Genomic DNA, 11,566 nt, shown 5'->3' with positions numbered 1-11,566 from the left:
GAGGGACACCATGAAGACCTTGACGACCACCGCCGCCGCGATGTCGCTTTGTGCAGCACCGCTCTTCGCAGCGGACAGCGCTGAGGTGCTGGACACCTACGCCGACATTGCGCAAGCCGGTTACGAGGACAGCCTGACCACTGCCAAGGCGCTGCAAAAGGCCGTCGACGCGCTGATTGCCAACCCTTCGGAAGACACGCTCGCCGCCGCCCGAGACGCGTGGCTTGCCGCCCGTGTCCCCTATCAGCAGACCGAGGTCTTCCGCTTCGGCAATGCCATCGTGGACGACTGGGAAGGCAAGGTGAACGCCTGGCCGCTGGACGAAGGCCTGATCGACTATGTCGACGCCTCCTACGGCGGACCGTCCGACGAGAACCAGTTCGCCGGCCTGAACGTCATCGCGACCCCGTCCTTCACGCTGTCAGGCGAAGAGATCGACGCCTCCGAGATCACGCCCGAGCTGATCGCGGAAACCCTGCACGAGGCGGACGGCGTGGAGGCGAACGTCGCCTCCGGCTATCACGCCATCGAGTTCCTGCTCTGGGGCCAGGACCTGAACGGCACGGACGCCGGAGCCGGCGACCGGTCCTTCGCCGACTACGCGTCGGGTGACGCCTGCACCAACGGCAATTGCGACCGCCGCGCCGAGTATCTCCAGGCCGCGACCGAACTTCTGGTGAGCGACCTCGAATGGATGGCCGCCCAGTGGCAAGAGGGCGGAGCCGCCCGTGACGCGCTCATGGAAGACGAAGATGCCGGGATCGTCGCGATGCTGACCGGCATGGGGTCGCTCTCCTACGGCGAACAGGCCGGTGAGCGGATGCGTCTGGGCCTCATGCTGAACGATCCCGAGGAAGAGCACGACTGCTTCTCCGACAACACGCACAACTCCCATTTCTATGATGGCAAGGGTGTGCAGAACGTCTACCTCGGCAGCTACACGCGGGTCGATGGCACAGAAGTGACTGGCGCTTCGCTCAGCGACCTGGTGGCAGAGGCCGATCCCGCCCTCGACGAGGAAATGAAGGCGAAGCTGCATACCACGATGGAAAACCTGGGCGCCATCGTCGCGGCGGCCGAGGACGGGTTCTCCTACGACATGATGCTGGAACGCGGCAACGCGGAAGGCGAGGCGCTGATCATGGGCGGCGTCGATGCGCTGGTCGACCAGACCCGCAGCATCGAGCGCGTGGTCTCCGCCCTCTCGGTGGACAGCATCGACTTCGAAGGCTCCGACAGCCTCGACAATCCTTCGGCTGTCTTCCAGTAAGACGCCGAAGCCTTTGCCGGTCCGGAATGGGTGCCGGACCGGCACGGGATATCCCCGGCCTGCCCGTGTCGCGGGCCGGGAACCAACGCCAGGGCCCGGTTTCGCGGCCCAGCCAGCGGAGAAGACGGGCATGAGCACAAGCAGGTCGAAATCAGTTTGGGTGGCCACCGCCGCCCTCGTGGCACTGGGCGGCGTCGCGGCGGCGCAGGATCTTTCGGACGTCCATCTGAATGTCGTGCCGCGAACGGACGCAGAGCGCGAGCGCATTGCAGCGGCGACGGCAGCTCCGGACCAGTTCGAGACGCCGCAAGGCTTCGAAGCCAACCCGGGTGGTGCGGCGACGGTCCGCGTCATTCCCACTGCGGATGCCTTCTCCCAGCCCTCTGGCAACATTTCCTTCGAACGCGAGCTCGACTTCAAGGTTGGCAACGGGCTGTTCAAGAAGGTCTGGGTCTCCGCGCCGTCGTCCACGCTTGCCTCCGACGGTCTTGGCCCGCTCTACAACGCCCGCTCCTGCCAGCGCTGCCACCTGAAGGACGGGCGCGGGCATCCGCCGGAAGGTTCGGATGACACCGCCGTGTCGATGTTCCTGCGCGTCTCTGTGCCCGGCACCGCCGACGACGTCTTCGACGAGATCGCCGAATACCTGCCGACGAAGGCCGATCCGGTCTATGGTCTGCAACTTCAGGACTTCGCCCTCCCCGGTCACGCCGCCGAATACCGCCTCGACATCAGCTACGAGGAAGAGGAGGTTCAGCTATCCGGCGGAGAGGTCGCGTCCCTGCGTGTGCCGACCTATCGCGCCGCGGATCTCGGCTATGGCCCGCTGGCAGAGGGCGCGATGCTGTCGCCCCGCGTGGCGCCTCAGATGATCGGCCTTGGCCTGCTGGAAGCGATCCCGGCGGAGGATATACTTGCAAACGCCGACCCGGACGACAGCGATGGCGACGGCGTTTCCGGCCGGGCGCAGATTGTCTGGTCGGCCGAGTACAACCAGCCCATGCTGGGCCGCTTCGGGCTGAAGGCTGGGGCGCCCACCATACGTCAACAGTCGGCCGCAGCCTTCGCCGGGGACATCGGCATTTCCAACCCTCTGTTCGATGCAGGGGCCGGAGAGTGCACTGAGGCTCAGGTCGATTGCCTGGCCGCCGCCCACGGCGACACCGACGAACGCGGGTTCGAGATCGACGCAGAAGGCCTGGACCTCGTGGCCTTCTACAGCCGCAACCTGGCCGTGCCCGCCCGCCGCAACGCAGGCGACCCCGAGGTGTTGCGCGGCAAGCAGGTGTTCTTCGAGACGGGCTGCAATGCCTGCCACACGCCGTCCTTCGTGACACACCGGCTGGAAGATCGGCCCGAACAGTCCTTCCAGTTGATCTGGCCGTTCACCGACCTTCTTCTGCACGACATGGGACCGGGATTGGCGGACAACCGGCCCGAGGCGCGCGCGAGCGGACAGGAATGGCGCACCGCGCCGCTTTGGGGGATCGGTTTGACCGAACAGGTTTCCGGGCATACCTATTTCCTGCATGACGGGCGGGCACGCTCCGTCCTTGAGGCGGTGCTTTGGCATGATGGCGAGGCACAGGCCCAGCGGGACTCGGTCGTGAACATGCCGCCGCCGGACCGTGCCGCCCTGCTGAAATACCTGGAGAGCCTTTGATGCCCTGTCGCCCTGCCCTGTCTGCCCTGCTCTGCCTTTGCGCCGGCGCGGCGCTGGCCAACCCCACCCCGTCGGAGATCGTCGCAACGGAGGTCATTCCCGGCTTCGAACGTCTGGCCGAAAAGGCCGACGCGCTCGAAACCGTTGCGCAGACTGACTGCACACCGGACAGCGCGGCGCTCAGAAGCGCATGGTCCGAAGCCTTCGATGCGTGGGTCCGGGTCAGCCACCTGCGTCTTGGGCCGACCGAAACCGGCGACCGGGCGTTTGCGCTGGCGTTCTGGCCCGACACCCGCGGCTTCACCCCGAAGACACTGGCCACGCTGATCGCCGACGAGGACGCCGCCGTCGAAACGGCGGACGCCTTCACGCATGTGTCGATCGCAGCGCGCGGTTTCTACGCGATGGAGTTCCTGCTGTTCGATCCGCAGTTCACGGATGCCGGCGACTACGGCTGCGCACTGGTTCAGGCGGTAACACGCGACATCTCGGACATTTCCGACGCCATTCTCGACGACTGGCGAACAGACTTCTCAGACGCTTTCACCGAGGCAGAGATCGGACCGGACGGGCGCTATCGCACCGAGGAAGAGGCGTTGCAGGCGCTCTACACCACCTTGACCAGCGGATTGCAGTTCACCTCCGACACGCGGTTGGGACGCCCGCTCGGAACCTTCGAGCGACCGCGCCCCAAACGGGCCGAGGCATATCGGTCGGAGCGGTCGCTGCGGCATGTCCGCCTGTCGCTGGAAGCGACGGAAGAACTGGCGCTGGCACTGGCACAGGACGCGCCCGAAAAGGTACGCACCGAAATCTCTGACGCTTACGACGCGGCCTTCGCCGAAGTGGAGGCACAGGACAGCCCGGTCTTCGCGGGCGTCGACACGCCGATGGGCCGTTTCAGGGTCGAGATCCTCCAGCAAAAGATCGACACGATCCGCAACGTTATCGCGTCGGAGCTTGGCCCGGAACTGGGTCTTTCCGCCGGTTTCAATTCCCAGGACGGAGACTGAGCCATGCTTTCACGCAGGGGCATGATCGGAGGGCTGGCCGCCGCCGGTCTCTGGCCGATGCGCGGCTGGGCCGATGTGGGCGGGCCTGCCTTCCTCGCCGCGGCCCGGACGCCCACAGGGTCCTATGCGCTGCATGGCGTGTCGGCCACAGGCGCCAGCCTGTTCGACTTGCCTTTGCCGGCACGCGGGCACGCTGCCGCCGCCCATCCCGAACGGGCCGAAGCTGTGGCCTTTGCAAGACGCCCCGGCACATACGCCGTCGTGCTGGACTGCCTCACCGGCAAGGTGAAGGCCGAACTGACGGCCCCAGCCGGACGCCATTTCTATGGCCACGGAGCGTTCTCGGCGGACGGTGCTTTGCTGTTTACCACCGAGAACGATTTCGAACACGCAGCAGGCATGATCGGCATCTGGGATGTGTCCGGCGGTTACCGGCGTCTTGGCGAGTTCCCTTCCGGCGGGACCGGACCGCATGAGCTTCGCCTGATGCCCGACGGTCGGTCACTGGTCATTGCCAATGGCGGGATCGAAACGCACCCGGACGCGGGGCGCGCCAAGCTGAACATCCCCTTCATGGCGCCGAACCTGACCTACACTACGCTCGACGGCACCGTTCTGGACACGGTCGAGCCGCCTGCGGTCGAGCACAAGAATTCCATGCGCCATCTCGCGGTGCATGGAACGCGACAGGTTGCGCTGGCCCTGCAGTGGCAGGGCGAACTGTCCGCCGCGCCGGCCCTCTTGATGCTGCACCGTCGCGGCGCGGCGCCGGTCTGGGCAAAGGCCCCGGAGCCATCACATACCGTAATGCAGGGCTATGCGGGCAGCGTGTCCTTCAGCGGCGACGGAACCGCCGTGGCAATCACCTCTCCCAGAGGGGGCCGCGTTCAGGTTTTCGACGCGCAGGACGGCGCATTCCGGACAGAGATCGCGCTGGCGGATGTCTGCGGGCTGGCCCCCCTTGGAGACGGCTTTGTCGCGTCGACAGGCACCGGCGGCTTCCATGCCATCGGAACCGACGCGTCGACGCTGCAGATGCACAAGGTCGCCTGGGACAACCATATCGTCCCCGTGGGACCATCCGGCGCGGCCTGATGCCCAATTTGCAGGCACCTGCCGCGCAACGAGGCAGCGCGTCTTGACATCCACCTTGTGCCCCGCCGCGCATCGGGCACAAAGGAACCATGAGTGATCGTCTGACCATCGTCGTCGTCGAGGCCGACCGGGATCGCGCCATCGCCATTGTCGATGCGCTTCAGGGCTCGGGTGACTTCGACGTCCATGTCATCGGGAACGTGGCGTCTCTGGCACGCCGCATCGCCGCACTTGCGCCGGACGTGGTCCTGATCGACGTCGACAACCCGACCCGCGACATGCTGGAGGAACTCACGCTGGCGTCCGGCCCACTGGAACGCCCCGTCGCGATGTTCGTTTCGGGCGCCGCGGGCGGACTGGCGCGGACCGCGATCGAAGCGGGGCTGTCCGCCTACGTGGTGGACGGGTTGCAGCCAGAGCGCCTCAAACCCGTGCTCGACGCCGCCATAGCCCGGTTCCAGATGGTCCAGCGGATGCGCCGGGAACTGGTCGAGACGCGCCGCGCGTTGGAGGAACGCAAGGTCATCGACCGCGCCAAGGGCCTGCTGATGAAGGCGCGTGGCGTGGGCGAGGAAGAGGCCTACGCGCTTCTGCGGAAAGCGGCGATGGACCAGGGGCGCCGTGTGGCGGAGGTGGCCGAGGCCATCGTGACGACGGCGGGGCTCTTGGGATGAAGATCGTGAACGTTCCGGTCGCCTATGTGCCGCTGGTGGACGCGGCACCGCTGATCCTTGCCAACGAGATGGGCTTTGCCGATGCGGAGGGTATCGCTCTCGACCTCGTGCGCGCGCCGTCGTGGTCCTCCGTCCGGGACATGCTGGCCTTTGGCCGGGTCGATGCGGCACAGCTTCTGTCGCCGGTGCCGGTCGCCATGGCGCTGGGGTTGGGGGGCGTCCGGCAGGACATCTCGGCGGTTTCAATCCTGTCGGTCAACGGCAACGTGATCGGTGTCAGCCGCGCGCTCGAAGAGCGAATGCGCGCGAAAGGCTACATCTTCGATTTCCGCGATCCGTCCGCCGCCGCCGAGGCCTTGGCGGGTGCGGTCGATGGCAAGCTGGTGTTCGGCGTGCCGTTCCCCTTCTCGATGCACCGCTCGTTGCTCGACTACTGGATCGAGGCGACGGCGCTGGCGCCCATAGACTACGAGGTGCGCACGGTCCCGCCGCCGCTCATGGCGCAGGCCCTCGCCGATGGCGACGTGGACGCCTTTTGCGTGGGCGAGCCATGGGGCTCGCTGGCGGTCGAGGAAGGCGCGGGCGCGCTGCTCCTCCCGGGCAACGCGATCTGGGCCTTTGCGCCGGAAAAGGTGCTGGCCGTCCGCACGGACTGGGCAGAGACCGAACCGCATCTGCTGGGACGTCTCATGCGGGCTGTCTGGCAGGCAGGCCGGTGGCTGAAGGATCCGGAACACCGGATGTCCGCTTCGGAAATCCTGTCGCGCCCGGCCTATCTGGACCTCCCGTCCGAATTGATCGACCGTGCACTGTCCGGGCGGCTGACGATCTCGGGACACGGCGAACAGCGAGAGGTTCCGCATTTCGTCGAGTTCCACGAAGGCGCCGCAACCTTCCCATGGCGGAGCCAGGCGAGGTGGATCGGCCGCGGCCTCGCGCTGCGCAGCGGGCTTGAAGTCGCCGCGGCCACAGCAGCCTCGGCGAAGGTCTTCCGCAGCGATATCTACCGTGCTCAGCTCAAGGACTGCGGCGCAGATATGCCGGGCGCGTCGGAAAAGCTCGAAGGATCGATTCGTCACCAGACGGCCGTTGCGGCACAGTCGGGCCGCGTCACTCTGCTGCCGGACACGTTCTTCGACGGGCGCATTTTTGATCCTCTGGCCGAGTAGCGCCGCCAAATTCGGCAAAAACATGCGCCGGAAGTGAACAATAAGACCCGCAACCGCCGCATCGCAGCAAAAAGACTTGATTGCTGAATCCCAAATCGGACAACTGAAAGAGCAAGGCCGCAATGGAGCGGGCTTGCACGAAATTATCTCCCGATGATCGGGATACCACCGAGCACCGCAGCTCACTTTCGGCTTCTCCTCCTCCCGAGGCCGGACGTGTCTGCGGTGTTTTTTTGTTTTTGCCCCGTGCTTCGGCGCGGATGACCCAACACGAAAGGGACGATGCACCATGAAGACATTCCTCGCAGCGCTCGCCGCCTCGACCGCACTGGTCAGCCCGGCATTGGCCGAACTGGACCTTGAGAAGGACGAACTGACCTTCGGGTTCATCAAGCTCACCGACATGGCGCCGCTGGCCGTCGCCTACGAGCAGGGATACTTCCTAGATGAAGGGTTGTTTGTCACGCTCGAAGCGCAAGCGAACTGGAAGGTCCTGCTGGACGGCGTCATCGGTGGACAACTTGACGGCGCACACATGCTGGCCGGTCAGCCGCTCGCCGCGACCATCGGCTACGGCACCGAGGCGCACATCATCACGCCCTTCTCCATGGACCTCAACGGCAACGGCATCACCGTGTCGAATGCCGTATGGGAAGAGATGAAGCCCAACATCCCGACCAATGCCGACGGACTGCCACAGCACCCGATCTCGGCCTCGGCGCTGGCCCCGGTGGTCGAGAAGTACAAGTCCGAGGGCAAGCCCTTCAACATGGGCATGGTGTTCCCGGTCTCCACGCACAACTACGAACTGCGCTACTGGCTGGCCGCAGGCGGTCTGCACCCGGGGTACTACTCCCCCGAGAACATCACCGGCCAGATCGGTGCGGACGTGCTGCTGTCAGTGACCCCGCCGCCGCAGATGCCTGCCACGCTCGAAGCCGGCACGATCTACGGCTACTGCGTGGGCGAGCCGTGGAACCAGGCTGCCGTGTTCAAGGGCATCGGCGTACCGGTCATCACCGACTACGAGCTGTGGAAGAACAACCCGGAGAAGGTCTTTGGCATCACCGCCGAATTCGCCGAGGAAAACCCGAACACCACGCTCGCTGTGGTGAAGGCACTGATCCGCGCGGCCATGTGGCTGGACGAGAACGACAACGCCAACCGCATGGAAGCGGTCGAGATCCTGTCGCAGCCGGAATACGTGGGTGCCGACGCCGAGGTGATCGCGAACTCCATGACCGGCACCTTCGAGTACGAGAAGGGCGACAAGCGCGAGGTTCCCGACTTCAACGTGTTCTTCCGCTACAACGCCACCTACCCTTACTACTCGGACGCGGTCTGGTATCTGACCCAGATGCGCCGCTGGGGTCAGATCGCCGAGGCGCAGCCCGACAGCTGGTACGACGAGGTGGCCAAGTCGGTCTACAAGCCGGAGATCTACCTCGAAGCCGCGCGTCTGCTCGTCGACGAGGGCCTCGCCAACGAAGCCGATTTCCCCTGGGACACCGACGGCTACAAAGAGCCGACCCCGGCCGAGGATATCATCGACGGTATCGCCTACGATGGCAAAGCGCCCAACGCGTATCTCGAAAGCCTGCCGATCGGTCTAAAGGGCGAGCAGACCGTCGTCGGGACCGAGGTCAAGGGATGATCTGTCCCCCCTGCGCCCGGTCGATGTACGGGCGCAAACCACGTTCCGCACCGGATGAGCCCACCCGTGGCTTCGCCGGTGCGCCCCCCCTGAATGCCGCCTTTCCCATGATCCGCGGACACGGCGTCCCTGCCCTCTTCCGCAGCCACTCCAAGCACCGCGCGGCCTTTTGCCTGCGCGCAACGAGGACCCGAAGACATGACGACCGTCGATCCGAACTTCACCGATGACGCCACCCGGGAAGCCCGGCGCGCCCGTCTGTTTACCCGCATCAACAAGGCCGACAAGTGGTTTCAAGTGCTGGGCCTGTCGTGGGTGACCCCCGTGATCAAGGCTGCCGCCGGCGACAACCCGCGGACCCAGATGAAAGAGATCTGGCGGCTGCTGGTCGTGCCGATCCTTGCCATCGCCGCCTTCCTCGCACTCTGGGCCGTGCTGGCGCCGCAGGTACAGACATCGCTGGGCGCAGTGCCGGGACCGGGACAGGTCTGGGAAGAGGCCGTGAACCTGCACGAAGACGCCATCGCCAAGGCGGAGAAGCAGGCAAAGTTCGAGGCGATGGTCGAAAAGCGCAACCAGAAGTTCATCGACGCCGGTGAACCCGAAAAGGTCAAGGACGTGGCCTATACCGGCGCGCCGTCCTATTACCAGCAGATCTGGACCTCCATCCAGACGGTGTTCTTCGGCTTCGTTCTGGCGACGCTGGTCGCCGTACCGCTGGGCATCCTTGCCGGTCTGTCGCCCACCGCCAATGCCGCGATCAACCCGCTGGTGCAGATTTTCAAGCCGGTCTCACCACTGGCCTGGCTGCCCATCGTCACGATGATCGTATCTGCCGCCGCCGCGAACGATGGCGGGCTGTTCGCCAAGTCGTTCATCATCTCTGCCGTGACCGTGACGCTGTGCTCGCTCTGGCCCACGCTCATCAACACTTCGCTGGGCGTCGCGTCGATCGACAAGGACCTGGTGAACGTCTCCAAGGTGCTGAAGATGAACACCTGGACCAAGATCACCAAGCTGGTCCTGCCGTCTGCCCTGCCGCTGATCTTCACGGGCCTGCGCCTGTCGCTCGGTGTGGGCTGGATGGTGCTGATCGCCGCCGAGATGCTGGCGCAGAACCCAGGCCTCGGCAAGTTCGTCTGGGACGAGTTCCAGAACGGGTCTTCCTCCTCGCTCGCCAAGATCATGGTCGCGGTCTTCACCATCGGGATCATCGGCTTCCTGCTGGATCGCGTGATGTACGCCCTGCAGTCCCTCTTTACCTTCACGAACCAGCGGTGATCGGCATGGGTATCCTAGAGTTCAAGAATGTCTCCAAGAGCTACGGCCAGGGCGCGACGGCCACGCATGTCCTGAACGGCATCGACCTGAAGGTGGAAGAAGGCGAATTCCTGGTCCTGCTGGGCTTCTCCGGATCCGGCAAGACCACGCTGATCAACCTGATGGCCGGGCTGGAGAAACCCACGAAGGGCGAAGTCGCCTTCAAGGGAAAACCGATCGACGGCCCCGGCCCCGAACGCGGCGTGATCTTCCAGAGTTACTCGCTGATGCCGTGGCTCACGGTGGAGGGCAACGTGCGTCTGGCGCTCGACAGCGTGTTCCCGTCGATGCCCAAGGCCGAGAAGGCGAAGAAGGTCGCGCACTACATCAAGATGGTCGGCCTGTCCCACGCTGTCAGCCGCCGCCCGGCAGAGTTGTCCGGCGGGATGCGGCAACGGGTGAACGTGGCGCGTGCGCTGGCGATGAACCCGGAAGTGCTGCTGCTGGACGAGCCGCTTTCGGCGCTCGACGCCCTGACCCGCGCCAACCTCGCCGACGAGATCGAAGCGATCTGGCAGGAGGAAAAGCAGACTTGCGTGCTTATCACCAACGATGTGGACGAGGCGATCCTGCTGGCCGACCGGATCATCGCGCTGAACCCCGATGGCACGCTGGGCGAAGAGTTCAAGGTCGATATCCCGCGTCCGCGCGACCGGGGCGAGATGAACCACCACGAAGGTTTCAAGGCGCTGCGCCTTGCCGTCACCAACTACCTGATGGACGTGGGCATCGAGGCGAAGACCGAAGGCACGCGCATCCTGCCGAACGTCACGCCGATCCACTCCGTCCCGGCGGCGGTCAAGGAGGCAGCGGCCTCCGGGATCGAGGAGCGTTACCTGGACTTCTCGCAGCTTCACAAGATCTATCCCACGCCCAAGGGTCCGCTGACCGTGGTCGAGGACTTCAACCTGAAGCTCAACAAGGGCGAGTTCGTCTCTCTCATCGGGCATTCGGGCTGTGGCAAATCGACGGTGCTGACCATGGCGGCCGGGCTGAACCCGATCTCGAAAGGGGTCATCAAGCTCGACGGCTACGAGGTACGCGGCGCCGATCCCGAACGCGCCGTGGTGTTCCAGTCGCCAAACCTCTTCCCCTGGCTGACCGCGCGAGAGAATTGCGCCATCGGCGTGGACAAGGTCTATCCCAAGGCGTCGCAGGCCGAACGGCAGGACGTGGTGGAATACTACCTCGAACGCGTGGGTCTTGGCGACGCGATGGACCGGTCCACCGCCGACATGTCGAACGGCATGAAGCAGCGGGTCGGCATCGCACGCGCCTTTGCGCTCTCGCCCAAACTCCTGCTGCTGGACGAACCCTTCGGGATGCTCGACAGCCTCACCCGCTGGGAATTGCAGGAAGTGCTGATGGAGGTCTGGGACCGCACGAAGGTCACCGCCGTCTGCGTGACGCACGACGTGGACGAGGCGATCCTGCTGGCCGACCGCGTGGTCATGATGACCAACGGGCCACAGGCGACCATCGGCAAGATCGTCGACGTGGACCTTCCCCGTCCGCGCACGCGCAAGGCGCTGCTGGAGCACCCGGATTACTACCTTTACCGCGAACAGGTGCTGAATTTCCTGGAGGAATACGAGCACGGCAAGCAGGGCAAGACCGAAGCGAAATCCGAGGGGAAGCCGGAAAAGAACCGGGAGGCCGCCTGAAAGGGCAGCCCTTTCCGGGCCGGACGTGACGGCCCGGGGAGATC

9 protein-coding genes are annotated in these 11,566 nt (G+C 65.2%); all 9 read left to right on the top strand.

The genetic code is table 11. From position 1 onward, the window contains the following. Positions 1-10 precede the first annotated feature (10 nt). The 9 genes from ABFK29_RS08760 (at position 11) to ABFK29_RS08720 (ending at position 11,522) form a co-directional block, all read left to right on the top strand. The gene (locus ABFK29_RS08760) at positions 11-1,270 is read left to right on the top strand and encodes an imelysin family protein (protein ID WP_005857113.1); all 1,260 of its coding nucleotides are present in this window, start codon (positions 11-13) and stop codon (positions 1,268-1,270) included. Positions 1,271-1,400: 130 nt separating this feature from the next. Continuing rightward, positions 1,401-2,933 carry a di-heme oxidoredictase family protein gene (locus ABFK29_RS08755; protein ID WP_083803424.1) on the top strand — a complete coding sequence of 511 codons (1,533 nt, stop codon included), beginning with the start codon at positions 1,401-1,403 and terminating at the stop codon, positions 2,931-2,933. After that, positions 2,933-3,946: an imelysin family protein gene (locus tag ABFK29_RS08750; RefSeq protein WP_005857109.1), complete on the top strand. Its 1,014-nt coding sequence runs from the start codon at positions 2,933-2,935 to the stop codon at positions 3,944-3,946. The genes ABFK29_RS08755 and ABFK29_RS08750 overlap by 1 nt, the downstream gene beginning before the upstream one ends. Before the next feature lie 3 nt (positions 3,947-3,949). Then, positions 3,950-5,041, top strand: a complete 1,092-nt coding sequence (locus ABFK29_RS08745; protein WP_005857107.1) for a DUF1513 domain-containing protein — start codon at positions 3,950-3,952, stop codon at positions 5,039-5,041. A gap of 89 nt (positions 5,042-5,130) precedes the next feature. Then, positions 5,131-5,715, top strand: coding sequence for an ANTAR domain-containing response regulator (locus ABFK29_RS08740; RefSeq protein WP_005857105.1), 585 nt, complete (start codon positions 5,131-5,133; stop codon positions 5,713-5,715). Then, a complete protein-coding gene (locus tag ABFK29_RS08735) occupies positions 5,712-6,884 on the top strand; it encodes an ABC transporter substrate-binding protein (RefSeq protein ID WP_005857103.1) in 1,173 nt (390 codons plus the stop codon). The genes ABFK29_RS08740 and ABFK29_RS08735 overlap by 4 nt, the downstream gene beginning before the upstream one ends. A 289-nt stretch (positions 6,885-7,173) precedes the next feature. After that, complete coding sequence (locus ABFK29_RS08730) at positions 7,174-8,538, top strand: CmpA/NrtA family ABC transporter substrate-binding protein (protein ID WP_005857101.1); 1,365 nt, start codon at positions 7,174-7,176, stop codon at positions 8,536-8,538. Positions 8,539-8,736: 198 nt separating this feature from the next. Then, positions 8,737-9,819 carry an ABC transporter permease gene (locus ABFK29_RS08725; protein WP_005857100.1) on the top strand — a complete coding sequence of 361 codons (1,083 nt, stop codon included), beginning with the start codon at positions 8,737-8,739 and terminating at the stop codon, positions 9,817-9,819. A 5-nt stretch (positions 9,820-9,824) separates the two neighbouring features. Beyond that, on the top strand, positions 9,825-11,522 hold the full coding sequence (locus ABFK29_RS08720) for an ABC transporter ATP-binding protein (protein WP_040604337.1): 1,698 nt from the start codon (positions 9,825-9,827) through the stop codon (positions 11,520-11,522). Positions 11,523-11,566: the final 44 nt, after the last annotated feature.

It is taken from the genome of Sagittula stellata E-37 (assembly GCF_039724765.1).
GTDB classification, from domain to species: Bacteria; Pseudomonadota; Alphaproteobacteria; order Rhodobacterales; family Rhodobacteraceae; genus Sagittula; species Sagittula stellata.
Note: the sequence above shows the minus strand (reverse complement) of the source record. Positions and strands in the feature narration are given on the sequence as shown.

Coding starts and splice junctions, on each gene's coding strand:
- ABFK29_RS08760 (WP_005857113.1), top strand. CDS start 11: ATGAAGACCTTGACGACCACCGCCGCCGCGATGTCGCTTTGTGCAGCA.
- ABFK29_RS08755 (WP_083803424.1), top strand. CDS start 1,401: ATGAGCACAAGCAGGTCGAAATCAGTTTGGGTGGCCACCGCCGCCCTC.
- ABFK29_RS08750 (WP_005857109.1), top strand. CDS start 2,933: ATGCCCTGTCGCCCTGCCCTGTCTGCCCTGCTCTGCCTTTGCGCCGGC.
- ABFK29_RS08745 (WP_005857107.1), top strand. CDS start 3,950: ATGCTTTCACGCAGGGGCATGATCGGAGGGCTGGCCGCCGCCGGTCTC.
- ABFK29_RS08740 (WP_005857105.1), top strand. CDS start 5,131: ATGAGTGATCGTCTGACCATCGTCGTCGTCGAGGCCGACCGGGATCGC.
- ABFK29_RS08735 (WP_005857103.1), top strand. CDS start 5,712: ATGAAGATCGTGAACGTTCCGGTCGCCTATGTGCCGCTGGTGGACGCG.
- ABFK29_RS08730 (WP_005857101.1), top strand. CDS start 7,174: ATGAAGACATTCCTCGCAGCGCTCGCCGCCTCGACCGCACTGGTCAGC.
- ABFK29_RS08725 (WP_005857100.1), top strand. CDS start 8,737: ATGACGACCGTCGATCCGAACTTCACCGATGACGCCACCCGGGAAGCC.
- ABFK29_RS08720 (WP_040604337.1), top strand. CDS start 9,825: ATGGGTATCCTAGAGTTCAAGAATGTCTCCAAGAGCTACGGCCAGGGC.